Here is a 24,994-nt window from a genome sequence, read left to right as displayed (position 1 = left end):
TTATTATAAAGATTAATAGTTTAATATATCATCTATTCTTCAATGTGCATCTTGCTATGCTCATTTTTACATCCACATTGACCGTATAAAACTGACACCTTTTCATCTTCAAAAACTTCAATAGTTTCGTCACATATTTGACAAACGATGGTACCCATTCTTCATCCATCCTTTCATCATTCATTGTAATCGTTTTCATCTTATATATTATAATAATACATACTATTTATCTTATCAAGCCCTTTTTTTAACTAATATCGATAAAATAAGACATACTAAATATCGCAAAAGAAAAAGAAATCAGCATATTAACTGATTTCTTGTACCTTATTAACCTTGATTTATCTACAACCTTACTTATTTAATTCAATCTTAAAAAATTGAATAAGTTCAGCTGTTTGTTCATTACTTTCAATTTGAAAAGCTTTTTGGAGGTAATGGCGATCATCAAGATCTTTTATATCGAGGAGAGTAGAACAACTCGTCTGCAAGCAAACCACAAGGGGTTTTGTAAAGAAAGGGACCGAAAAAATGGCAAAATCGTAGCGAGTAATAGAAGAAGAAAAGCCAACAAATCTGGCATGTACATCCTCTAAATCATCATACATTTGATTTAAAAACTTCATATCCACCCTCCTTTAAATAATTTGAATATTATTATAATTTATCTTTGATTTCTATGCAACATTTTCATTGTCACATATATTTCACTGGTGATAGAATAGATATAGTGTATACCCTTAGGACTTTTGAATGGAGGCTTTTTTAAATGAATGCATATGCATCGATTAAGCTAGTGCCTGCATCCAAGATTGACACAATTACAACAACTGAACTAAAAGATTATTTCCAATATTATAAAGACATCACTGCAAAAACTGGAAATCAGGTGGATTGGGCCTATAGTCAAGCTGCTTTCCCATATGAGATCATTGATTCTAATGAGAAACAAGGAGAACAAATTACTCTCTATTCTGAAAATGAAAGATATCGTGCCATCCTTATTTCTATTCAAAAAGAAAAAATAATGGATAATGATGATATACCGAGGATTCAAACAAATATTTGCTTTACATTGCCTGAAGTAGCAACGTTCGGCGATAAAGGAAAAGCAAATGAATATTGCAAATTTCTCGCTAAAAAACTACAAGCCGAGCTTCATCTATTCAATGGACGAATCATGTACTACTACAAAAGAAAACTACAATGAAAAAATACTTCAGCTAGAGGGGTTATAATCTTCATGCGAAAACCAGTCATAATAATTTTAATCATTGCACTTATTTTCACATTCATCTCGCCATTTATTTTCAGTAAATATCTCGAAGATGTGCCAGAACCATTAGAACAATCATTTTTGTTTGGGGGGCCATTTCCTTATGCCAAACAGAGCGTAACCGTTTCAGACGATACATCATCCTACCCGCAAGTAATAGAATTCACCTCACCACTTGACGCTGAGACGAGTATCCAATGGGTTCCATTTCTTTTAAATATTTTAAGCTACTTTCTATTATTCTTCTCAATTTACTCCATTACTTCACGATTTATTAATGGACGGGCAACAAGAAAAGAAAAAGAGGATCAGCCTTAAGCTGCCTCTTTTTCTTTTTGTATTTTGTTTGGATCTAGAAACTCATAGCCCTTCTCTTGTATGCCATTAATAATTCCTTCCAATGCTTCATTGGTCCATGAACGATCATGTGTTAATAGAATAGCTCCATTACTCAAATAAGGGTTCTCTACCATGATCTTTTCTAATGCATCTTTTGACTGGTAATCTACTTCCCAATCATACCCAAAAGTCCAATTCATTGGTATCATTTCCTCTTCTTTAGCAATTCTCAAGCTAGTGTCTGTGTTCGCCCCAAACGGAGCTCTGAAAAACTGAGGTCTACTTCCAATGATCTCCTCTACTAAATCATTTAAAGAAATGATTTCCTCTCTTTGCTTTTCTTCTGAAATCTCCGTTAAGTTCTCATGGTGATATGTATGGTTACCAATTGGGAAACCTAAATCAGCAATTTCTTTCAATGTCTTTTTACTTTCTTCACTTTGTAGGAAATGCCCATTGACAAAGAAAATAGCAGGCACTTTTTTTTCACTTAATGTTTTTGCCATTTCCAATGCATGCTTGTCCGGTGCATCATCAATCGTTAACAATACAACTTTATCATTAGCATCTTTTATCGGCTCAACCTTCCATGTTTTTTCATTAACGATATATGATGGTTGGACATCAACTTCTGCCAAATCTTCTTTCTCTTCAGTCACACCTTCATCCTTTTCTTCTTCTTGTGGATTCGTTTCTTCTTCCTGCTCTGTTTCTTCTATCGCTTCATCGTCTTTTGGCTCATTCGTTGTTTCTTTTTCTTCATTACCACATGCAGTAACAACTAAAACAAGACTAAGTAATAAAACGAAAAAACTGTTCTTCATCTCATTCATTCCTCTCAAGCATTTCTTTTGTTAAAAGTTATCTTATTAGATCATCTATGTAGAACATAATGAAATAGAAAAATAAATATACGCTAATACTGATAGAAGTAGCTAATACTGTTCTCATTTTTGAATGTAATAAATGATTACCCAATACCATGGCAAAATAAACAAATATAAGCAGGATGATGACCTTCATACTTAATTTGTCATATCTTGATAACCATTCAACAAATGTGTAACCACTCCATATGATTAACTGTAAAATAACGACTGTGTATAGCCTCATACCCTCACCGTCCTGAAAATTTGCACTTTTATTTCTATCATTGTATGCATGCGAACAGAACGATATTTCCATTGTATCATACAACATATACCAAAAACTTCCGTATTCTTTCCAATTAAGCGAAAAAAAGTGCTAATTTCATATAGAATTTTAGTCGTGTGAGATTTGCTTTAACTTACATCATGAGACATAACATAAGTCACTCTTATCAATAATCTTGAATTTTTTATGCTTTCCAGGAATTTTACCTTAAACAGCTACTTTTTTGCAAAAAAAACTGCACCAGCAAATGTAGCAAACATTTGTGGTGCAGTTCATCATATAACAGCGATTTGTAAAATAATTATTTTACAATATGAATAGGTGTACCTAGAGCAACCTCAGCTGCTTCCATTGTTATCTCACCTAAAGTTGGATGGGCATGAATAGTCATCGCAAGATCTTCTGCAGTCATTCCTGCTTCAATTGCTAAGCCGAGCTCAGCAATCATATCAGATGCATTTGCACCAGCGATTTGCGCACCGATTACTAATCCATCTTCTTTACGCGTAATTAACTTCACATAACCATCTGTGCTATCAAGAGCCAATGCACGGCCATTTGCAGCAAATGGGAACTTAGCAGCTGTATACTCAAGACCTTCCTCTTTTGCTTGGGCTTCTGAATAGCCTACAGTTGCAAGTTCAGGTTCTGAGAATACAACAGCTGGAATGCCAAGATAGTCAATTTCAGACGGTTCACCAGCAATTGCCTCAGCAGCAATTTTACCTTCATATGAAGCTTTATGTGCTAGTTGAGGTCCAGCCACAACATCACCAATAGCAAAAATGCTATTTACATTTGTACGGCATTGTTTGTCAACTTCAATTACGCCCTTATCAGTCATTTTCACACCTACTTGCTCAAGGCCAAGTTCATCTGTGTTAGGACGACGACCAACCATAACAAATAAGTAATCAGCTTCTAAAACTTCTTCTTTACCTTTTACTTCATAAGTTACTTTTACACCATTTTCAGTTTCTTCAACTGACTTTGCAGATGCTTTAGTAATAATTTCTGCACCTTTTTTCTTTAAGTTCTTTTTCACAAGTGTTGTCATTTGTTTCTCAAAACCTAGAAGAATATCATCTGCACCTTCTAGAATAGTTACTTGAGAACCAAAGCTTGCGTATGCACCACCAAGCTCGACACCAATTACACCGCCACCAATAACAGCGATTTTTTCTGGAATTTCCTCAAGCGCTAGCGCCCCTGTAGAATTTAATACACGTTTAGAATATTTAAATGCCGGTAGTTCAATTGGTCTTGAACCAGTTGCAATAATCGCATTTTTGAAAGTGTATGTTTGTGCGGAATTGTCATCCATTACACGTAAAGTGTTGGCATCGACAAAGTACGCTTCACCTTTAACAATGTCAATTTTGTTACCTTTAAGTAAACCTTGAACACCGCCTACTAACTTTTTAACTACGCCAGCTTTAAATTCTTGGACTTTAGAGAAATCAACTTTTACGTTTTCAGCTGTAATACCAATTGATTCTGATTCTTTAGCCGTTTCATAACGGTGACCAGCAGAGATCAATGCTTTAGATGGAATACATCCAACGTTTAAGCATACGCCCCCTACTTCACCTCTTTCTACGATTGTTACTTTTTGTCCTATTTGTGCGGCACGAATGGCTGCCACATATCCTCCTGGACCTGAACCAATTACTATAGTATCTGTTTCAATTGGGAAATCTCCTACTACCATTTCTTACGCCTCCATTAGCAATAATTCTGGGTCATTTAGTAAACGCTTGATGTGATTTAGTGCATTTTGAGCAGTAGCGCCATCGATGATGCGGTGATCAAAGCTCAATGATAATGCTAGAACTGGTGCTGCGATAATTTCTCCATCTTTGACGATTGCTTTTTCAGCAATTCGACCGATACCTAAAATAGCTACTTCTGGTTGGTTAATAAGTGGTGTAAACCATTGACCACCAGCAGAGCCGATATTTGTTATCGTACAAGAAGCACCTTTCATTTCGCTTCCTGAAAGTTTTCCATCTCTTGCTTTTGTAGCTAATTCATTTATCTCATTTGACGTAGTGAATATTGATTTACGGTCAGCATCTTTAACCACTGGTACAAGTAACCCTCTATCAGTATCAGCAGCGATACCAATATTGTAATAATGCTTGTGAACGATTTCTCCCGCTTCTTCATCTAGTGAAGTGTTAAGGACTGGATATTCACGTAATGCACTTGTTAATGCTTTTACTACATAAGGTAAGAAGGTTAATTTAATTCCTTTTTCTGCGGCAACTTCTTTGAACTTCTTACGATGAGCAACTAATTTTGTTACATCGATTTCGTCCATTAATGTCACATGCGGAGCCGTTTGCTTCGTCTTAACCATTGCTTTAGCAATCGCTTTTCGAATACCACTCATTTTTTCACGTGTTTCAGGATAGCTTCCTTCAGGAATAGACTGAGTTTGGGATTTCTCCTCTTCCTTACTTTCAACCGAAGCGTCTTGTTGTTGAGGCTTAGTGTCAGCTTGTTGCTCATTTCCACCTTCTAAGAATAGATTAATATCCTCTTTTACCACACGTCCATTTTTTCCGCTACCGCTTACTTGTTGAATATCTACACCTTTTTCTCTTGCATACTTACGTACTGAAGGCATAGCAATAACACGCTGATTAGAGTCAGTGTTTGTTTCAGAGATAACTTTTCCTTCTTTTTTGTCTTCATCTTTAGGAGCTGTTTTCTCTTTTTCTACACTTTCTCCTTCTTCAGCAGTTCCTTGAACTTGAGATTCTGTTTCTTTCTTTTCCTCAGACTCTTCTTCTTCATGGTCACCTTTAAACTTTAAGTCTTCATAACCAGGTGCATCGAAGCTAATAAGTACTTGTCCAACAGTGGCTACGCTACCTTCTTCTACGTGAATCTCTTCTACTTTCCCTTTTACAGGAGAAGGTATTTCAACTACCGCTTTATCATTTTGAACTTCACAAAGAACATCATCTTCTTGAACTTCATCACCAGCTTTTACAAACCATTTGACGATTTCGCCTTCATGGATACCTTCACCGATATCAGGCAATCTAAATTGAAATGCCAATTAAATTCACCATCCTATTGTATCATAGTTATTAAAGAAATTAGGGGTCACGTTCCCTATTTTATTTAAAATTCAATTACTTTTTTTGCAGTTTGAATAATGTCTTTATAGTTCGGCAACCATACTGTTTCCGCTTGTGGAAAAGCAAACACAGTATCAGGAGCTGCTACACGTAATACAGGCGCCTCTAAGCTAAGAATCGCACGGTCGTTAATTTCAGCCACAACATTTGCTGCAACACCAGCTTGTTTTTGTGCTTCTTGCACAACAATTGCTCTGTTTGTTTTCTCAACAGAAGAAATAATTGTTTCAATATCAATTGGGCTAACTGTTCGAAGGTCAATCACTTCTGCTGAATGTCCTTCTTTTTCTAATTCGTCAGCCGCCTTTAATGCTTCATGCACCATTGCACCATAAGTAACAATTGATATGTCATTACCTTCACGTTTCACTTCAGCTTTACCTAGAGGAATTGTATATTCTTCTTCAGGCACTTCTTGGCGGAATGAACGATATAATTTCATATGCTCCAAGAAAATAACAGGATCATTATCTCGAATCGCAGAAATTAAAAGACCTTTTGCATCATATGGAGAAGAAGGAATAACGACCTTTAGACCAGGTTGTTGAGCCATCAATCCTTCTAAACTATCAGCATGCATTTCTGGTGTGTGTACACCGCCACCAAATGGTGAACGAATAGTAACAGGGGCATTATATCTTCCTCCAGAACGATAGCGCATACGAGCAAGCTGTCCGGAAATACTATCCATTACTTCATAAACAAATCCAAAGAATTGAATTTCAGGAACTGGGCGATAGCCTTGTAAACCAAGTCCGACTGCAAGACCGCCAATTCCAGATTCCGCTAGTGGTGTATCAAACACACGCTCTTCGCCGAATTCTTTTTGAAGACCTTCAGTAGCACGGAACACTCCACCGTTTACGCCTACGTCTTCTCCAAATACTAATACATTCGGGTCATTCTTAAGTTCTGTACGAAGTGCATCAGTGATTGCTTGGATCATTGTCATTTGCGCCATGGCTTACTTCGACTCCTTCTCTTTATAAATTTCATATTGTTCTTTAAGGTGATAAGGCATTTCTTCATACATAATATTGATTAAGTCAGTTACTTTTTGTTTTGGTGTGTTATCAGCTTCTTTAATAGCCACTTTTATATCTTCTTTTGCTTTTTCAATGACCTCGTTTTCCATATCTTCATTCCATAATTTCTTGCCTTCTAGGAATTTACGGAAGCGAACAAGTGGATCTTTCTTTTCCCATTCATTATCGAGATCACTTGTTCTGTAACGCGTCGGGTCATCGCCAGCCATTGTGTGAGGACCATAACGATACGTTAATGTCTCAATTAATGTTGGTCCTTCTCCATTAATAGCGCGCTCACGTGCTTCACTAACAGCAGCATAAACAGCTAGAGCATCCATACCATCAACTTGAATACCAGGAATTCCTGCAGCAACAGCTTTTTGTGCAATTGTTTTAGCAGCAGATTGCTTCTCTACAGGTGTTGAAATGGCAAAGCGATTGTTTTGAACAATGAAAATAGCAGGTGCTTTGAAGGCACCAGCAAAGTTAATTCCTTCATAGAAATCACCTTGTGAAGCTCCACCATCACCAGTATAAGTAATCGCTACTTTCTTTTCGCCACGTTTCTTAATACCTAATGCTACTCCTGCAGTTTGAATGTATTGTGCACCAATAATAATTTGTGGTGCAATCACGTGGACGTCCTCTGGGATGTTTCCACCTTCAAAATGACCTCTAGACCATAAGAATGCTTGAGCAAGCGGAAGGCCATGCCAAATGATTTGAGGGACATCTCTATATCCAGGTAAAATAAAATCTTCTTTCTCTAAAGCAAATTGTGAAGCCAGTTGAGATGCTTCTTGTCCAGCAGTTGGCGCATAAAAGCCCAGTCTACCTTGTCTATTTAAAGAAATGGAACGTTGGTCAAGAATACGTGTGTACACCATCCGTTTCATTAGTTCTTGTAATTGCTCATCTTTTAGATCTGGCATTGCTGATTCATTAACAACTTTACCTTCTTCATCTAAAATTTGCAGTGTTTCAAATTGATCTTCTACTTTTTCAAGTTGCTTCTTTACATCTAAACTAGCCTTTTTCGTTTTTGAAGCCATAAAAAGTCACCCTTTCTTATTTTAAAAACGCTTAATTGATTATCAAATGGAGAATATCACGTTTATATTTGTCTGATGACAACACATAGTATAGTTTTCCACAAATACCAACAAAAAAAACGTCTTTATTATTATAACTTCTTTTCTTCAAACTGTACTAGTTGTATCACAAAAATGAATGACACACTTTTCTTCGTTTGCATTTATTTTAATATAAGGTTTTTCATTCGTCAATTGTGAAAACCTTTATTTTTTTGGTTTTAAATCATTTCAAATAATAATGAATGAAAATTTAAAACTTTAACTGTCTTAATCTGTACTATATAAAAGAGTAGTTTTATCCATCTGTTATAATAAAGGTAATATTCATAAAAAGAGATATAATTAGACTATTTTCATTATTTTATAACCCGCTTTTTCGAAACTTTCCAGTATACTAGTCTGAATAAACTCTGCCAAAATCTTTGAGCACATAGTTATCTCCGTCACAAAAAAAGATCCTTACTTATAAATTTTTATTAATCAAAAATTCAATCACTTTTTTAAAGGAAAATAATTATATAAACAAACAACGAGCAAATCCAGATAATTGAATTTGCTCGTTTACATATACTCTTTTAATCGTATACTATTCTTTTTTCTCTTCCATTTCTATGCCAGCATCCTTATAAAACGCAAGCTTCTTATCATTATATTCTTTCGTTTTCTCATTAAATGTTTCATTATTTTCTACAATCTTCTCATATGATTGATTAATTTTCTCAATTTGGGATTCAAGCTGTTCTAATGTAACATCTTCTTTTTTAAATAGCTCATACAGTTCAATGTCCATTTCAGTTGAATTCATATAATGATTGTATAATTCACTGTGTACATCATAACGCTGCATCATAACATCGTATAATTCATCAGCTGACTTTTTTAAATTTTCATCTTCAATTTTACTCATTTGCTTCTCCGTTTTTTCGAACTCTTTTTGCGAAGCATTAATACTTTCTTCTTCTTTTTTCATTAATTCTTGTCGTTCATTAACAAGTTCAATCGCTTCATTTGAAAGTTCTTTAATTTGATCGAATTCTTTCATACTTAAAGCAATAATTTGATCATAAATTTCTTTTTCTTTTTTCTCAATTTCTACAAGAGGCTCCTGTTGATTTTTGAATTCTTGTTCAGCTTGAGCAACTTCCTCTAACGTATTGAGCATCTCTTCTTTTGGACTTTGACTGCAACCACCTAGGAATACGATACTTGCGACCATTGTTAGTCCAATGAGTTTTACTTTCTTATACATCCTATCCCTCCACTTAATTCGTCTAGACCATTATGTATCTCTGTTTGCATAAACTTGTCTAATTTATAAAAATTTTGTCGTTTATCACTTCTACTATATCGATACTTTAAACATTTTACAATTATTAACTAGTACTATATATATTCTTGTTATTTTCAACTATGCTTTAGGCGCTGGCCCATACAATTTGCTTTTCTTGGTCATAGCCTATACTAATCGTCCGCTAAGGATGAAAATGAAAAATGCTGGAGGTATAAACTATGTCTGGATACGGATACGGTAATGGTGGTTGTGGAAACGGTTGTGGTGGAAGTGGATTTGCTTTAATTATCGTTCTCTTTATTTTATTGATTATCGTAGGGGCAGCTCTTTGGAACTAGTATTTGGAGGGTGTAGATAATATCTACACCTTTACATAGAGAATATGTCAATGATTAGATTAACTTTTTCAATTTTGTTTGGTAAACTTATTTCATTACCTTGTCGATTGAAAAGAGAGGGAACATAAGACACCCTTATTTCACTAAAACTTTTCAATAGATCCTAAAAAATACAATAACATGATATTTACCTTTTCAAGGAGTGTTGAAATTTTGTTAACGATGAATGATATTGTCCGAGATGGTCATCCTGTGTTAAGGAAAGTAGCCGAAGAGGTTATTTTACCAGCTTCTTCAGAGGACAAGAAACTATTAAACGATTTGATGATGTATGTACAAAATAGTCAAAACCCTGCCATTGCGGAGCAATATGGATTAAGGCCAGGAATAGGGTTAGCAGCTCCACAAATAAATGTATCAAAAAGAATGATTGCCGTTCATTGTTCGGATGAAAAAAACAACTTAATCAGTTACGCACTCTTCAACCCCAAAATTATTAGCCATTCAGTTGAGAAGGCATATTTAACAGCTGGAGAAGGCTGTCTTTCAGTGGATGAGGTGATTGAAGGGTTTGTTCCAAGGTATGCACGAGTTACAGTTAAAGGGTATAACATTGACAATGAAGAAGTTAAAATAAGATTAAAAGGGTTACCTGCTATTTGTTTTCAACATGAAATTGATCATTTAAACGGTGTGATGTTCTATGACCATATAAATCAACAAGACCCTTTCAAACCAATTGAAAATGCTATTGCGATAGAAAGAATGTAAAGTTCTTAAGTAATGGAGGAGAGTATAATTACTCCCTCCATTTTAATCTTTACCCAGGCTTTCGTTATATTAATTCCAGCCTTCTTAGCCCCTTCCATATCCCATCTTGGTCTACATGTTCAGTCACCATATTTGCGACTTTTTTAACTTCTGGAAAAGCGTTTCCCATAGCAACACCGACACCACTAGCCTCAAGCATTTCAATATCATTTAAACCATCACCAAAAGCGTATACATCTTCCATGCTGATGTTTAGTCTCTTAATCATTTCTTTTATTCCTTCTGCTTTCGTTCCTCCAGATGGGACAACATCAGTAGATACACGATGCCATCTTACAAAGCCAAAATCGTCATAAACATCTAAATATAGGCTTTCATCCTCATGTTTACAGAAAACAAGTGCCTGATAAATCTCTTTCTTTTCATAGAAAATAGCATCTTCTTCAGGGTGTGGAAAATCAAGGCTATCCATACTTTCTTGAATATATGGATGATGAGAAACAGATGATTTCATTGTCTCTTCATTTAAATAGACCATCGGATGACCATTTTTATGTGTATGTTTCTCTAATTGTCTTAATTGGACCTTATTTAAGGGTTTTTTATAGATGACGTTTCCTTCAAACACAACATATTGACCGTTAAAACTAACAAAAGACTCAATATCTAATTGCTCTCTAATATGCTTAAACATAAATGGAGCTCTTCCTGTAGCAATCGCTACATAAATGCCATTTTCCTGTAACTGCTTGACCGCTTTTTTTGTTGAATCAGGTATAACATTATCTTTATTGAGCAAAGTTCCGTCTATATCAAAAAATACAATTTTCATTTTATAACTCCTTTTTTCTACCTACATGATAAATGATTTCTGTTCATTACGATTCCCACTACTAAAACCATATAACCTTCTTGTTTAAGATGTCAAACAACTACAGATCAATAACATTTTTTACTAAAACTCTAACCGAAGGCTTTACTTTACACGCATATCGTATACAATAGGATTAAGGGAATTGAATCGAAAAGTGTTTAAAGTATGACAAATAGTAGTGAAAACGGATTTTGAGCCCTTCAAACTTGCGAAGGGCTCCTTCATTATTGTAAATTTATAATCAATACACTTAATTACATACATGACATACAGAAATGAAATGGCAATTCGTGAAATAAAAAGTCACTGTTTTAGACATAAATAAGAATGGGCATGATGATGAAAGCCACTAGACTGATTTAATTTTATTATACAATTAACGCTTTAACTAAGTAAATACATTAGATTGTGTTAAGAAATCCAACAATGTTAAGTATATAAGACCAATATTTGGCTTAGTCTATAAATTATTTAAACATACGATTTAAAGTCGAGTAAGTAATGCTAAACATTGATTCTTAAAAAAAGGTCTTTGTTACCCCTGGTAGGTAACCATACTAAAAATAAATAATGAGTCAATGTATGAGCAGCCTTTTTTCCTTAATATACTTACATGTGACGATCTCTTATCCTATATCTCATGTTACTTTTTAAAAAATATAGATAAAGACTACGGAATAAGGAGAGATACCCTATGTTATTTAAAGTTTACTATCAAGAGTCCGCGAAAGAAGTGCCTGTACGTGAGCACACAAAAACCGTGTATGTAGAAGGTAAAAATGAAAGGGACGTGCGAACTAAACTAAAAACGCGTCCAATCAATATTGAGTTTGTTACAGCAGTTGAAGGTGACTACTTAGCTTATGAGCAAGATCATCAAGATTTTAAAGTATTGGAGATTGAATAATTTATGAAATTTGTTAAAAATGACCAGACTGCTGTATTCGCTCTTGGTGGTCTTGGAGAGATCGGAAAAAATACGTATGCAGTACAATTCCAAGATGAGATTATCCTAATTGATGCGGGAATTAAATTTCCGGAAGATGAATTATTAGGGATTGACTATGTTATTCCTGATTACACTTATTTACAAAAGAATGAAGATAAGATTAAAGGTTTGTTTATTACGCACGGACACGAGGACCATATCGGCGGGATTCCGTATTTATTAAAAACGATAAATATCCCCATTTATGGTGGAAAACTAGCACTAGGCTTATTAAAAAATAAGCTTGAAGAACATGGTTTACTAAGACAGACGAAGTTATATGAGATTCAGGAAGATGATATCATTAAATTTAGAAAAACTTCTGTGACATTCTTTAGAACAACGCATAGTATCCCTGATTCTTATGGGATTGTTGTAAAAACTCCTCCAGGTCAAGTCGTTCATACTGGAGACTTTAAATTTGATTTTACGCCAGTTGGTGAACCTGCTAATTTAACTAAAATCGCTGAAATTGGTAAAGAAGGTGTCCTTTGCTTACTTTCAGATAGTACAAATAGTGAAATTCCTGAATTTACGATGTCTGAAAGAAAAGTCGGAGATAGCATTCATGATATTTTCCGTAAAGTAGAGGGTAGAATTATCTTTGCTACCTTTGCTTCGAACATTCATCGTCTTCAGCAAGTAACAGAAGCAGCTGTAAGGAACGGAAGAAAGGTCGCAGTGTTTGGAAGAAGTATGGAAGCTGCAATTAATATTGGTCAAGAACTTGGTTATATTACTGCACCAAAAGATACATTTATTGATGCACAGCAAATTAATCGTCTCCCTGCTAACCAAGTCACTATCCTTTGTACGGGAAGTCAAGGCGAACCGATGGCAGCACTTTCAAGAATCGCAAATGGTACACATCGCCAAATTCAGATTCACCCGGGTGATACTGTTGTCTTTTCTTCTTCACCAATACCTGGTAATACGATTAGTGTAAGTAGAACGATTGATCGTCTCTCACGTGCTGGTGCTGAAGTGATTTATGGTAAATTAAATAATATTCACACATCAGGACATGGTGGACAAGAAGAGCAAAAGCTTATGTTAAGATTAATCAAACCAAAGTTCTTCATGCCGATACACGGTGAATATCGCATGCAAAAAATGCACGCTGGCCTAGCTATAGATTGTGGTGTGAATGAAGAAGATATCTTTATCATGGACAATGGTGATGTGCTAGCCCTCAGTGATCAGACTGCTCAAGTTGCAGGGAAAATCCCATCAGGTAATGTGTATATCGATGGTAATGGTATTGGCGATATAGGAAATATTGTTTTACGTGACCGCCGCATTCTATCAGAAGAAGGACTAGTTGTGGTTGTTGTTAGTATTAACATGAAAGAGTTTAAGATTTCTGCTGGCCCAGACTTAATTTCTAGAGGATTTGTATACATGAGAGAATCTGGAGACCTTATCAATGATGCACAATCCTTAATCGCTAAACATTTGAATAAAGTGATGGAAAGAAAAACAACACAATGGTCTGAGATTAAAAATGAAATTACAGATACACTTGCTCCGTTCTTATATGAAAAAACAAAACGCCGTCCAATGATACTACCTATCATTATGGAAGTATGATAAAAAGCATTCGAGTTTACCTCGAATGCTTTTTTTTAACTTAACATCTTTTTCTCTAAACGATTAATATCATTATCTGCCCCAATAACAATAAGTACATCTTTATATTGTATAATTTCCGTAGCTTGTGGCGAGACAATAATACTTGACCTGCGTTTGATTGCTACTATATTCACACCATACTTTGCTCTTATATCCAAATCAATAATCGAATGACCGCCAATTCTTTCATTTGCTTCAATTTCAACGATGCTATGCTCATCAGATAACTCTAAATAATCAAGTATACTATTGGAGGCTAACTTATGAGCAATCCTAATCCCCATATCTCTTTCAGGGTGCACAATGACGTCTGCCCCTATTTTACTTAATACTTTGCCATGATAATCATTTTGAGCTTTAACAGTTACTTTTTTAACGCCATTTTCTTTTAACATCAATGTTGTCAATATGCTTGCTTGAATATCGTCTCCGATGGCTACAATTACGTGATCGAAGTTACGCAAACCCAGACTTTTAATGACAGCATCATCCGTTGTATCACCTACTACTGCGTGAGAGGCAATAACTGAAAACTCATTCACTCTTGCCTCATTCGAATCAATCGCCATTACTTCCATCCCTTGTTCCGTTAGCTCTTTACAAATACTACCACCAAATCTACCTAAACCAATGACAACAAAGTTTTTTCTCATAAGTAAACCTCCGAATTATCACCTATTAACGAACATTATTCTACCACATTTATGAATGGAAAAGCCATAAATGTAGTGATTCATTTTATCTTTTCAATTCCAATAGAAAAAAAGCTGAGATTCATTAATCTCAGCTTTTAAGCTACCCTTTATTCAGATTTCTCCATTTCATCCAACACACGATTAACGCGCTTTGTTAACATTTTCATTCCACTACCACCTGCTTGGAAGTGACGGAGGACACCCTCTTTATCAAATACATAATAAGCAGGGACATATTGATTTTCAAAGGCATCATTCAATTTATGTTCACTATCAACATAAATTGGTTGTGTGATATCGTGTTCTGCTGCCACTTTCTTGATTTCTTCTAAATCTAAATCATCTTCAGACCTTGGCATATGAACAGCAATCACATTTAACTTTTCACTATATTCATCTCTAAATTGATTCACTTGAGGCATGGCTTCTTTACATAGATGACAACTGATAGACCAAAAATGAATAAGTGTTGGCTTTTCACCAATAAGCTCCTCTTTTGTCACTTGTCCATTTAACCATTCTGTTGCTCCTGTTAATTCAGGCATTGGCGCACGTAATTTCATATAGTCAATCTCCCTTCATGATAGATAACTCTGAAGAAAAGAGACCTAACAAACGAATGTTAGGCCTCTTTTCTTATGTAACCCAACAATAGGGTTATAAGACTCTAATGAATTATAGAGTTTTTTGACCTGGTTTCCAGTTAGCTGGGCAAAGGCCACCCGTTTGAAGTGCTTGAAGCACACGTAGGGTTTCATCAACGTCACGGCCAATGTTGTTATGGTTTACTACTGAATACATTAGCTCTCCTTCAGGGTTAATGATATATAGCCCACGAAGTGCTACACCTTCTTCTTCAATTAAGACACCATAGTCACGTGATACAACATGGTTTGTATCCGCAGCTAATGGATAGTTAAGATCACCAAGTCCATTTTCTTTACGATCAGTATTAATCCATGCTAAATGAGTGTGAATAGTATCTGTTGATACACCAATTACTTCTGCATCAAGATCTTCGAATTCATCATAGCGATCTGACATTGCAGTAATTTCAGTTGGGCAAACAAAAGTGAAATCCATTGGATAAAAGAAAAGAACTGTCCATTTATCATTCTTCATATTTTCTTCAAGACTTACTTTACCAAATTCCTTATTAGCCAATACAGCGTCCATTTCAAATCTTGGTGCTTGTTTTCCTACCATACGTTCTGCCATGATTAATTCCCTCCAGTAATTATGTACTAAACAATTGATATGTATATTCTCATTTGCAACTTGTTCATCGATAATAATTATACATTTCTTCTTGATAATAGTCAAGGTAAATTAAAATGAATTTAAATTAGGATTTATTCTAAATTATTCAATTTATTATCTATATTATTATATTATCAAAAAGAGCTAAGTGATGAAAATAATTGAGCGTGCGCTCGATTGATATGAAGTGATTACGCCCTATTCCCTTTATAGTTCAAGTAATCAACGATATAGTTAATCGCTAAATTAATTGCTCCCTCATCTGGCTTAAGACGTGCATGGTGTAAACCAAATGGAGAATTAACTCCTAGCCAGAACATAAAACCGGGAATTTCACGTAGCATATATCCAAAGTCTTCACCTGTCATCGCTTCTTTACAAATAAATAAGTTTGCCTCTTTATGGCCTTCTGTGAATTGCATGAGATCGGCTGTTAACACTTCATCATTGTATACTTGATAATAATTACTTCCATAATCGATTGTTGTTTGACATTCATAGCCCACTTCTACTCCTTGTACAAGCGCCTCAATTCTTTGTTTTACTCTGTTCATCGATGTTGGTGAGAGCGTTCTGATCGTTCCCTCTATTCTTGCATTTTCAGCAATAATATTTTGTACTGTACCACCAGTGATTTTTCCTACTGTTACAACAGCACTATCAAGAGGGTCAATGTTTCTTGAAACAATGGTCTGAAGTTGATTAACTAAAGAGCATGCTGCTACGACCATATCTATTGTTTGATGAGGGTAGGCTGCATGACCACCTTTGCCTTTTAAATCGATAAACAATTCTGACGTATTAGCAAACAACAGCCCTTCTTTCACAGCGATTGTACCAACAGGGTATTCGGGTGCAATATGCAAAGCGAAAATCATGTCAGGTTTCCATTGTTGAAATTCTGCTGATTCTAACAATGGCTTGGCTCCACCTGGTCCTTCTTCAGCAGGTTGAAAAATAAATACCATATCATCATTAATTGGATGATTGACGATATTAGTTAATACACCAAGTGCGATTGCCATATGAAAGTCGTGACCACAGGCATGCATATTTCCTTTATGCGTGGATTGGAAAGGATAGTCTGTTTCTTCATCAATTGGCAGGCCATCTATATCTGCCCTGTAACCAATCGTTTTGGAAGGATTCAAGCCCTTAATCCTTAAGATAATACCAGTTCTCCACGTTTTTACTTCCATTCGCGTTTGATCCAATGAGGCAATATATTCTAATAAATATTTCTGGGTTTTCACTTCTTGAAATCCTAGTTCCGGTATCTTATGCAAGTCTCGGCGTATTCTCACAAATTGATTATCAATCAACTACTATTCTCCTCCATATACAAAAGCGTGGAAATAAACTTCCACGCTTTTTCTATATTCATTTTACCTTATGATTAAAGTTGACGAAGTTCTTGCTTAATTTCTGTTTTTGATTTTGTTTTATCATCAATTTGTTTGATGACCTTTGCTGGTGTACCAGCTACAACTGTATTAGGTGCTACATCATCAATGACAATTGCACCCGCTGCAACAACAGCACCTTTACCAACAGTTACGCCTTCTAAAATAACTGCATTTGCCCCAATTACTACGTCATCTTCAACAATAACTGGTTTTGCAGAAGGGGGTTCAATGACACCTGCTAATACGGAACCTGCACCAATGTGGCAGTTTTTACCGACAGTTGCTCGTCCACCAAGGACGACATTCATATCAATCATTGTTCCTTCTCCGATAGCAGCACCGATATTAATAGAAGCCCCCATCATAATGACAACATTGTCGCCAATTTCAACTTGATCACGAATAATTGCACCTGGTTCAATACGTGCTTTAATGTTTTTCATATCTAATAATGGAATAGCAGAATTACGGCGATCATTTTCGATTACATAATCTTCAATTTTCGCTTCATTATTTTTAATTGCTTGTTCAATTTCAGCCCATTCACCGAAAACGACACCACTTTGACCATTCAGAAAAGATTGACTTGAGCTACCAAAATCGATATTCTCTAAATCACCTTTAATATAGACTTTTACAGGTGTAGATTTAGTACTATTTTGAATAAAAGAAATGATTTCATTTGCATCCATCATTTTCATTGTAATTCCTCCTTTGATGTTCATATATGTATAAACTAACTAGAATTAATTTAACAAACTAACGCATTGAAAACAAGTGATATTATCATTTTTGTTCTTCAGCTATATGTTGCTTAATTAATTCGACAAATGCTTGTACTTGCTTCAGCTCAAAAGCTGATTCATATCCAAGTAACCATGTATCACGACTAATAGGTTGTTCGTTTTCATCCTGTAGGGGACTAATAAATATATTTTTCTCCATCCCCGTTAATGTAATGGCAGGTAATATTGCATAACCTATCCCATTTAATGTCATTTGTTTACAGGTCTCAATTTGATCGACTACAATCGTCCTTTTCGGCGGTGTCTTAAATTTCCTTAACCACCAGTCTTGTATCTCTTGATAATAATTTGAATCACTTTTGAATTGAATAAAGGGCCGATCGGTTTCTAATATTTGATTCGTATCCTTAATCTCTGTATCAACAAGATACAGGCTATCTTTAAATAAAGGTATCTTAACACCTTTCCAATCTGGTGTACCGCGAATAATCCCAATATGTACATCGTCATCATAAAGTGATCTTAGAATTTCACTACTCCAGCCTGTAATCAAGGATATTTTCGCTTGAGGATAGCGATTAACAAATTTCTTTAATACTTGAGGTAACCAATTTTGCCCGACAATGGAAGCAACAGCAATTTTCAATGTCCCGTATACTTCAGTATTTAAAGACTGAATCGATTCTTTTACCTTTTCCTCAGCTACCACGACCTCATTAACAAACTTGATGACCATTTCACCTGCTGGTGTTAAGGACAATCCCTTTTGAGACCGTACGAATAATCTACTTCCCCATTCTTTCTCGATATTTTGTAACCTTTGAGAAAGAGCTGGTTGTGATACAAACAATCGTTCAGCTGCTTTACGCATATTCATTTCTTGTGCAAGTACACTTAACATATGGAATTCCGATAGAGAAGCCACTTTTGACGTTCACCACCTCTAAAACTCACACCACTCCCCTTCACATACGGGCAAACGGGTGAATAATCTTGACATACGGAAGCTCCCAATATCTTTTGGGAGCTCTTTAGTCCTTCTTCTTTTTGCTATGCAATGCTTTTTGCAGTTGAACTAATAAGGATCTACGGGTAAGAATACCTTCAAAGTACCCTTCATCATCTTCAACACAAATAAATGGATGATCGACTAATAGTCCTGTGGCATTTCTAAGAGAAGTATTAATATTTAGGCGTGGTACATCATGATTCATAAATTCTTCTACACGCTTTTCTTCCAATTGATCGAATTCAATTCTTTGTAAACCAAGAATAGATTCCATAATCATTGGAGTGCTAATCAATCCATGGAGCTTATAGTGAGGATCTAAGACAGGAATAGCTGTGTAACCACTTTTCGTCAAAACTAAAAGGGTGTGCTCTAAATTATTGCCGATTTGAACATGTGCCACTCGCTCTGAAGGAATAAGCAAGTCTTTAATATCAATTTCTAAAAACTCTTCACTGTGGAGACTGATCATAATTTGAAAACTCCTCAAACTTTAATGATTTGTATTCAATTATGATTTTATCATAGTTTCCTCACATCTGCCTTATATTTACCCCATAAACCTATCCTTTACTTGTATGAATATTTCTACTACGATATTGACAGTAAGGACAATGAAAAATCAAGTTTTGGTTTGATTGCGCAGTAAGTGTTTTATCCATCTTCGCTCGTCTATCACAGTTTGGACAAATAACCTCTGGTACCATATCACATCACCTCTTTTATAGAATGACCGAAGAACGATGAAATTATTTAGCCGATGGAAATGAAGGAGACAAATCCTTATTTAACTTGATAACACGTTTTACTCTCTCGTGAATGTAATTTATCCGTTGCTTCATTCAAACTTACTGTACTTCCTAATAACCTTCTGAAAAATTAATGCTATTGTCTAATATTTATTTTATTTTGCACAAAGACGACAGGGATAACCAATTTGTCTAAGCTAACTATTCGCTTTATTAGCCCATAGGTTCACTTCTCATTCTATTTTGGAGGATTGACTATCATCTTGAATGTAAGCTTTTTTGTATCCCTACGTAAGCAAGAGCAGGTGCCTTCATTTTTATCTCTAATTAAAAAAAAGAGACCATTTAGTTGGTCTCTCCGCATATAAGGGTATGATTACTGAATGAGCTCGAACACTTCAATTGTTATCATATCAACATTATCAAATTGATAACGTTTAGGCTTCTCTTTGTCATTGTAAACTTCCAATTCGAATGTTTCGTTTTTCGGATGATAAGTAACTTGGCATTTTCTTTCACCATTCACCTCAAAAAATCTCTGTGTGGGTTCTGAGCCAGTTGCCTGCTCTTGTAAATTTTTTAATCTAGTCAATATGCCTTGTAATTGTGACAATTGTTTATCTCCTTTCCAAAACAACCCTTTAACTTAAGGTTTCTCTCTAGGCATGTTTTTATCCTACTTCTAAAAAAGCGGTTATTAAACCGTTTTTTTTACATGCCAATATTAACAGGATAATTAATATGGTATGATTACACAAGTAAAAGAATAAAAAAAGTCCAGATTTTTTCAAAGTTCGACTTTTCAGGAGGAATGATTGTACGTGAAATCAATTACTATTTATACACAACCAGAATGCCCACCGTGTGAAATTACTAAAATGTTTTTAAAAGACTACGGTTTTTCTTTTGAAGAAAAAGATATTAAAAAAGATCCTAAAGCAATGAAAGCACTAACACAAACATATCATTCCTACTCAACTCCAACGGTCGTTATCGAAAACGAAGTGATTAGCGGTTTTAATTTAGAAAAGCTAAAAGAATTATTAGAAATAGAAGAATAATCAATGAATAAAAAAGGCTTCCAGGTGAAAAGAGGAAGCCTTTTTAGACGAAATTATCGAAAAACGTAAAAGATTGTAATGGCTGCTAAGGCAACGAAGAAAACGACATAGACGACAAGGATAGGATTGAATAAATAAGGTCTTTTCTTCACCTCATCGGGGATATCTGCATCCAGTTCCTTATTCGTTGATGCTTTTTCCTTTAATATAGATGAAGTGGAGAACAATGACCAAACGATGAGAACTAAACAAACAACGATTAAAGCAATTAACCAGCCGCTCACCCTATTTCACTCCTTTACATAATACGTTCTAGTAAAGATAGGATGTGCGCTAAAGTATGAATTATGCTGGTTGATATTGCCTTTATCTATAATAGCCCGTCTCTCTCATATAAAAAATCATAGGAAAGATCTGCGAATAAATACTCTGTTGCTGTTAACGGAAAAGAAAAAGTTCTAATTGTTTCTCCTGTCTCAATATCTGTATAGAGATCTGACAATAAACCTTTTTTATTACTTTTCATTCTCATTATATGCTCTAAAAAATATGGTCTCCAGCTCCAATTTTTATGCAGGTATTCATCTTGTTGTATCCAATTCTTATTTTTCTTAAAAATATTTGGAGTTTGTTGAAAACCATCTTCATTACAAATATATAACCTAAAGGCAACATGATCTAACTTCGTTGCTAGTTTTGTCAGGAATGGCACATAAGATTCATACACATGATTTTTCTGTAAGTATTCTGTCATCGTTTCGTTAAACTTTTCAGTTATCGTGTGTAATGAGTGCAACTTTTTCTTTTCATAGGTGATAAATTGATGACATTTTTCTTTTAATTTTTCCTTCAAGATATCTCGATCAACAAATACACTTCCAGCTTTATGCAAATAGTCTCCTTGGTAATATCTGCCCCCATTTCTCCAAGCAAACTGCAACTGAAAATCCATATCGATATTTTCAAATAATAATGTTGCACCAATCTTTCTGGCTAACATTGATAGAGAATAAAGAATTTCTTGATAATGATGATTATTTGATGAAGAACGTAAAGCTTTTAAATCAATTCTTAAAATATTTGGTGCTAACTTCCCAATCTGTTCTAGATTATTATTCGCTTCTCCTAAATTATCGATGGCGATTTTAATGCCATATGTACGATAATAACTAATGAAATGATCCAAATAGTCAAAATCATCATCAATCGGCGTTCTTTTCGTCATACTGATAACAATTCGATCTAACGCAATACCTTGATCCTCATATTTTTTTAAAATATTCAGTAGATGCTCACTATCTTGATTTAATAACAAGTCAACATTGCGATTAATATATATCATTACATCATCTTTCATTTGAATAGCATGCTCTAACGCTTTTTCCAGCAAAATATCATCGACTTTATTACGATATTCTTCTGGTATGGAATCGTCAGCTAAAAATGACTTCAAATCAATCTCATTATTTTCAGTTATAAACTTACCAATCACTTCATAACCGATAATTCTATGCTCATCCGCACTAAATATCGGAAAAAAATACGGCATAATTTGTTTGCTGTCTTGTAAGATTTCTAATGGTTCCATAAAGTGGCACTCCCATTTATCTGAACTTTTAATACGATATCCCATTATATCATATTCTCCCCTACATATTGCCAATAGGTCGAAAATTAAAATTTTATCTATATGTAAAAACTACTAAACTATATATCCTTACAATTTGTTTAGTTAATTATTACAAATTGTTATCAATGATTGGAAATATTGGTCTTTGCTGTTTTTTCGTTCATATATTTGATAGTATGAGAGAGTATATTAAAGAGATTGGTTGGTATAATGTAATGGCAGATAAAATGACTCGGAGAAGTTTTTTGAAAAAAAGTATGGGATCTTTCGTAGCTCTAGCCGCTATCGGTACTGGTGGCTTTTTTTATGCACGTGATATTGAGCCGAAATATTTACAAGTAAATCATCATAACATCATCAAACCTCAATTACCCCACTCTTTTCATAATTTAAAAGTTGTACAATTCAGTGATACACATTTAGGCTTTCATTATGACTTAAATGAACTCAAAAAATTAATGAATAAAATTAACTCATTCCAGCCTGATTTAATTCTTTTTACTGGAGATTTAATGGACAAACCTAATGAGTATCCTTACATCAATCAAATTAGTCCCGTATTATCAAAACTTAATGCATCGATTGGTAAATTTGCTATCTATGGCAATCATGATCACGGTGGATATGGTTCTGATATTTACAGAGAGATAATGGAAGAGTCGGGATTTGAGGTTTTACTTAACGAGAGTAAAAAAGTAACCATCAATAATGAAAGCATATATATTTCAGGCATTGATGATGCGATGCTCGGTAAACCAAATTTCCAAACTACTTTTGCGGACATACCTAATGACGGGTATCATATATTCCTATCACATGCCCCTGACTTAGCTGATGAAGCAAGTCAATATCATGTAGACTTTCAATTTAGCGGCCATAGTCACGGTGGACAAATTCAAATCCCCTTCATTGGTGCACTGGTAAAGCCACCCTTTGGAGAAGTTTATTATGAAGGTTTTTATGATGTAGGGGATGAAAAACCACTTAAATTATACGTTAATAGAGGAATCGGGACAACAAGACTACCTTTTCGTTTTCTCTGTCGGCCTGAACTAACAATCTTCACCTTAAAAAGTCAATAACATCGTCTTTTTATCATATTGGGTGAGTTATTCATTTCAAATGAAAGCTCACCTTTAAAAATGATCTACCCACATTCCTATTCATTTAAAAAAATGTATGTTACAACTTCCGCTATCATATATATATGGTACCCTTCTCTAGAAAGGATGGATCGGAAATGTATCATATTGTTCAACCTGGAGAATCGATGCAGCTGATTGCTGCAAATTACCGTATACCCTATCACCAATTACTATTAGCAAACCCTGCTATTGTCAATCCATCAGTAATATATATCGGGCAACAAATAGTAATCCCTGGACTCCCTAATTCATCAGATATCCCCTATTCTATCGTTGTATCCAAAGAAAAAAGAACGCTTTCCTTATTCAAAAACAAGCAATTAGTGAAAACATATCCGATTGCAATTGGTAAGATGTTAACAACTACACCTGTAGGTCAATTCGTTATCGTCAACCGTGAACCAAACCCTGGAGGTCCTTTTGGGGCATTATGGCTATCACTTTCTAAGAAGGGGTATGGTATTCACGGCACAAACGATCCGAGTTCTATAGGAAAAGCTGTTTCGAAAGGATGTATTAGAATGCATAATAGTGATGTGCTTGAATTAGCTAGTTTAGTTCCCAATGGAACTTCAGTCGTTATTACTTAATAAATGATAGGGTATTTGAACTTACCCTTTTGTATTTTCTTAAAAAGGGGTATAATGTATACTAATAATTTAATTTTTTCTAAAATATGAAAGGAGTACTTCAATTGAACTCTGCAAGCAATGAGCACCACCCTCAGTTAAAACCAACGGTAGAAAACCTCTCACAAGCAATCTTCACCGTTAACCGTCACGCCAAAACGGCTCCAAATCCGAAGTTTTTATATAAAGTGAAACATGATTCACTACAGAAGCTTCTGAAGGAAGGTAAAGCAAAAAAGATTGGTCTACATTATTCACGAAACCCAAAAAATAGCCAACAACAATCAGATGTATTAATTAAGTGTGGTGCCTACACCTTTCACTTACCACCTTCAAAAATGGATTTTACAGCGTTGCCCCATTTAGGAAACCTGGACTCGTCAGTAAGAAATCCACGCTCCTCTATTTCTTTAAGCCAAGCCAAAAAGCTACTCATGACTTATACCGGTTTAAAAGAAGGCCAACATCATCCAAATAATCGTAAATCAAATAAATATGAAAAACCTGTATTTAAAAAACTAGGGGAATCCTACTTCTAAAATAGTACCTTACCTTTTTAAATAAAAATGAAGTGACTGAAGTCTAGTTTATTCTACCTAAATAAAGCTATAAACCAAAAAACCCGAACGAATTGCCACTCTCCCGTAAGTAGTCAGATTTCTTAACCTGTCTACTTACGGGAGGACACAGCAAATGGTTCGGGTTTTATATTGGGAAAAATCTTAT

30 protein-coding genes are annotated in these 24,994 nt (G+C 34.9%); 10 read left to right on the top strand and 20 right to left on the bottom strand.

Translation table 11 applies throughout. The features are described from left to right. Nucleotides 1-32: 32 nt before the first annotated feature. Together LCM23_RS16115 and LCM23_RS16110 are read right to left on the bottom strand one after the other, a co-directional pair. A complete protein-coding gene (locus LCM23_RS16115) occupies nt 33-158 on the bottom strand; it encodes a GapA-binding peptide SR1P (RefSeq protein WP_224937863.1) in 126 nt (41 codons plus the stop codon). A 195-nt stretch (nt 159-353) separates the two neighbouring features. After that, nucleotides 354-626: an SAV0927 family protein gene (locus tag LCM23_RS16110; RefSeq protein ID WP_224937862.1), complete on the bottom strand. Its 273-nt coding sequence runs from the start codon at nt 624-626 to the stop codon at nt 354-356. Nucleotides 627-769: 143 nt separating this feature from the next. Here LCM23_RS16110 and LCM23_RS16105 point away from each other — a divergent pair, with 143 nt between their 5' ends. Both LCM23_RS16105 and LCM23_RS16100 read left to right on the top strand, forming a co-directional pair. Then, a complete protein-coding gene (locus tag LCM23_RS16105) occupies nt 770-1,210 on the top strand; it encodes a DUF1885 family protein (protein ID WP_224937861.1) in 441 nt (146 codons plus the stop codon). Nucleotides 1,211-1,243: 33 nt separating this feature from the next. Continuing rightward, nucleotides 1,244-1,594 carry a hypothetical protein gene (locus LCM23_RS16100; RefSeq protein WP_224937860.1) on the top strand — a complete coding sequence of 117 codons (351 nt, stop codon included), beginning with the start codon at nt 1,244-1,246 and terminating at the stop codon, nt 1,592-1,594. On the opposite strand, the gene LCM23_RS16095 is transcribed toward LCM23_RS16100, so the two are convergent. The 7 genes from LCM23_RS16095 to LCM23_RS16065 form a co-directional block, all read right to left on the bottom strand. Then, a complete protein-coding gene (locus LCM23_RS16095; RefSeq protein WP_224937859.1) occupies nt 1,591-2,439 on the bottom strand; it encodes a polysaccharide deacetylase family protein in 849 nt (282 codons plus the stop codon). The genes LCM23_RS16100 and LCM23_RS16095 overlap by 4 nt on opposite strands. A gap of 37 nt (nt 2,440-2,476) precedes the next feature. Next, entirely contained in the window at nt 2,477-2,728 is a 252-nt protein-coding gene (locus LCM23_RS16090; RefSeq protein ID WP_095373481.1) for a hypothetical protein, read from the bottom strand. Nucleotides 2,729-3,071: 343 nt separating this feature from the next. Next, the gene (lpdA, locus tag LCM23_RS16085; protein ID WP_224937858.1) at nt 3,072-4,481 is read right to left on the bottom strand and encodes a dihydrolipoyl dehydrogenase; all 1,410 of its coding nucleotides are present in this window, start codon (nt 4,479-4,481) and stop codon (nt 3,072-3,074) included. A 3-nt stretch (nt 4,482-4,484) separates the two neighbouring features. Continuing rightward, the gene (locus LCM23_RS16080) at nt 4,485-5,840 is read right to left on the bottom strand and encodes a dihydrolipoamide acetyltransferase family protein (protein ID WP_224937857.1); all 1,356 of its coding nucleotides are present in this window, start codon (nt 5,838-5,840) and stop codon (nt 4,485-4,487) included. Nucleotides 5,841-5,905: 65 nt separating this feature from the next. After that, entirely contained in the window at nt 5,906-6,883 is a 978-nt protein-coding gene (locus LCM23_RS16075; RefSeq protein ID WP_224937856.1) for an alpha-ketoacid dehydrogenase subunit beta, read from the bottom strand. Between the two features lie 3 nt (nt 6,884-6,886). Continuing rightward, nucleotides 6,887-8,002 (bottom strand): pyruvate dehydrogenase (acetyl-transferring) E1 component subunit alpha, encoded by a 1,116-nt coding sequence (pdhA, locus tag LCM23_RS16070; protein WP_224937855.1) that lies wholly within the window; start codon nt 8,000-8,002, stop codon nt 6,887-6,889. Nucleotides 8,003-8,630: 628 nt separating this feature from the next. Next, nucleotides 8,631-9,293 carry a YkyA family protein gene (locus LCM23_RS16065; RefSeq protein WP_224937854.1) on the bottom strand — a complete coding sequence of 221 codons (663 nt, stop codon included), beginning with the start codon at nt 9,291-9,293 and terminating at the stop codon, nt 8,631-8,633. A gap of 260 nt (nt 9,294-9,553) precedes the next feature. On the opposite strand from LCM23_RS16065, the gene LCM23_RS16060 reads away from it, so the two are divergent. Both LCM23_RS16060 and def read left to right on the top strand, forming a co-directional pair. Then, nucleotides 9,554-9,673 (top strand): YjcZ family sporulation protein, encoded by a 120-nt coding sequence (locus LCM23_RS16060; RefSeq protein ID WP_224937853.1) that lies wholly within the window; start codon nt 9,554-9,556, stop codon nt 9,671-9,673. A gap of 213 nt (nt 9,674-9,886) precedes the next feature. After that, the gene (gene def / locus LCM23_RS16055; RefSeq protein ID WP_224937852.1) at nt 9,887-10,444 is read left to right on the top strand and encodes a peptide deformylase; all 558 of its coding nucleotides are present in this window, start codon (nt 9,887-9,889) and stop codon (nt 10,442-10,444) included. 64 nt (nt 10,445-10,508) lie between these two features. Here def and LCM23_RS16050 read toward each other — a convergent pair whose 3' ends face one another. Next, on the bottom strand, nt 10,509-11,276 hold the full coding sequence (locus LCM23_RS16050; protein ID WP_224937851.1) for a Cof-type HAD-IIB family hydrolase: 768 nt from the start codon (nt 11,274-11,276) through the stop codon (nt 10,509-10,511). A 736-nt stretch (nt 11,277-12,012) separates the two neighbouring features. Between LCM23_RS16050 and LCM23_RS16045 the strand changes: the two genes are divergently transcribed. Both LCM23_RS16045 and rnjA read left to right on the top strand, forming a co-directional pair. Next, complete coding sequence (locus tag LCM23_RS16045) at nt 12,013-12,225, top strand: DNA-dependent RNA polymerase subunit epsilon (protein WP_095369686.1); 213 nt, start codon at nt 12,013-12,015, stop codon at nt 12,223-12,225. Between the two features lie 3 nt (nt 12,226-12,228). Continuing rightward, complete coding sequence (rnjA, locus tag LCM23_RS16040; RefSeq protein ID WP_224937850.1) at nt 12,229-13,896, top strand: ribonuclease J1; 1,668 nt, start codon at nt 12,229-12,231, stop codon at nt 13,894-13,896. A 35-nt stretch (nt 13,897-13,931) separates the two neighbouring features. Here the strand turns inward: rnjA and LCM23_RS16035 are convergent, their stop codons facing one another. The 8 genes from LCM23_RS16035 to LCM23_RS16000 form a co-directional block, all read right to left on the bottom strand. After that, complete coding sequence (locus tag LCM23_RS16035) at nt 13,932-14,591, bottom strand: potassium channel family protein (RefSeq protein WP_224937849.1); 660 nt, start codon at nt 14,589-14,591, stop codon at nt 13,932-13,934. A gap of 149 nt (nt 14,592-14,740) precedes the next feature. Beyond that, nucleotides 14,741-15,196 carry a TlpA disulfide reductase family protein gene (locus tag LCM23_RS16030; protein WP_224937848.1) on the bottom strand — a complete coding sequence of 152 codons (456 nt, stop codon included), beginning with the start codon at nt 15,194-15,196 and terminating at the stop codon, nt 14,741-14,743. A gap of 112 nt (nt 15,197-15,308) precedes the next feature. Continuing rightward, nucleotides 15,309-15,851 (bottom strand): peroxiredoxin, encoded by a 543-nt coding sequence (locus tag LCM23_RS16025; RefSeq protein WP_095369690.1) that lies wholly within the window; start codon nt 15,849-15,851, stop codon nt 15,309-15,311. Nucleotides 15,852-16,084: 233 nt separating this feature from the next. After that, a complete protein-coding gene (locus tag LCM23_RS16020) occupies nt 16,085-17,215 on the bottom strand; it encodes an N-acetyldiaminopimelate deacetylase (RefSeq protein WP_224937847.1) in 1,131 nt (376 codons plus the stop codon). 74 nt (nt 17,216-17,289) lie between these two features. Beyond that, the gene (gene dapD / locus LCM23_RS16015; protein ID WP_224937846.1) at nt 17,290-18,000 is read right to left on the bottom strand and encodes a 2,3,4,5-tetrahydropyridine-2,6-dicarboxylate N-acetyltransferase; all 711 of its coding nucleotides are present in this window, start codon (nt 17,998-18,000) and stop codon (nt 17,290-17,292) included. Nucleotides 18,001-18,085: 85 nt separating this feature from the next. After that, a complete protein-coding gene (locus LCM23_RS16010) occupies nt 18,086-18,970 on the bottom strand; it encodes a LysR family transcriptional regulator (RefSeq protein WP_281202404.1) in 885 nt (294 codons plus the stop codon). 106 nt (nt 18,971-19,076) lie between these two features. Then, nucleotides 19,077-19,526 (bottom strand): cyclic-di-AMP-binding protein CbpB, encoded by a 450-nt coding sequence (gene cbpB, locus LCM23_RS16005; protein WP_095369694.1) that lies wholly within the window; start codon nt 19,524-19,526, stop codon nt 19,077-19,079. Nucleotides 19,527-20,179: 653 nt separating this feature from the next. Beyond that, nucleotides 20,180-20,416 carry a YkuJ family protein gene (locus LCM23_RS16000; RefSeq protein WP_095369696.1) on the bottom strand — a complete coding sequence of 79 codons (237 nt, stop codon included), beginning with the start codon at nt 20,414-20,416 and terminating at the stop codon, nt 20,180-20,182. Between the two features lie 208 nt (nt 20,417-20,624). Between LCM23_RS16000 and LCM23_RS15995 the strand changes: the two genes are divergently transcribed. Then, on the top strand, nt 20,625-20,864 hold the full coding sequence (locus LCM23_RS15995; RefSeq protein WP_224937909.1) for a glutaredoxin family protein: 240 nt from the start codon (nt 20,625-20,627) through the stop codon (nt 20,862-20,864). Nucleotides 20,865-20,917: 53 nt separating this feature from the next. On the opposite strand, the gene LCM23_RS15990 is transcribed toward LCM23_RS15995, so the two are convergent. Then, nucleotides 20,918-21,148: a hypothetical protein gene (locus LCM23_RS15990; protein ID WP_224937845.1), complete on the bottom strand. Its 231-nt coding sequence runs from the start codon at nt 21,146-21,148 to the stop codon at nt 20,918-20,920. Nucleotides 21,149-21,234: 86 nt separating this feature from the next. After that, nucleotides 21,235-22,452, bottom strand: a complete 1,218-nt coding sequence (locus LCM23_RS15985; RefSeq protein ID WP_224937844.1) for an EAL domain-containing protein — start codon at nt 22,450-22,452, stop codon at nt 21,235-21,237. Nucleotides 22,453-22,739: 287 nt separating this feature from the next. Here LCM23_RS15985 and LCM23_RS15980 point away from each other — a divergent pair, with 287 nt between their 5' ends. From LCM23_RS15980 to LCM23_RS15970, 3 genes are all read left to right on the top strand, one after another. After that, nucleotides 22,740-23,576, top strand: a complete 837-nt coding sequence (locus tag LCM23_RS15980) for a metallophosphoesterase (RefSeq protein WP_306469963.1) — start codon at nt 22,740-22,742, stop codon at nt 23,574-23,576. Between the two features lie 158 nt (nt 23,577-23,734). Next, nucleotides 23,735-24,229 (top strand): L,D-transpeptidase family protein, encoded by a 495-nt coding sequence (locus tag LCM23_RS15975; protein WP_224937842.1) that lies wholly within the window; start codon nt 23,735-23,737, stop codon nt 24,227-24,229. A gap of 86 nt (nt 24,230-24,315) precedes the next feature. Beyond that, nucleotides 24,316-24,807 carry a YkyB family protein gene (locus LCM23_RS15970; RefSeq protein WP_180316977.1) on the top strand — a complete coding sequence of 164 codons (492 nt, stop codon included), beginning with the start codon at nt 24,316-24,318 and terminating at the stop codon, nt 24,805-24,807. Nucleotides 24,808-24,994 lie beyond the last annotated feature (187 nt).

The organism is Cytobacillus kochii (assembly GCF_020171845.1).
Classification (GTDB): domain Bacteria; phylum Bacillota; class Bacilli; order Bacillales; family Cytobacillaceae; genus Cytobacillus; species Cytobacillus kochii.
This window is presented reverse-complemented; position numbering and strand designations above follow the sequence as displayed.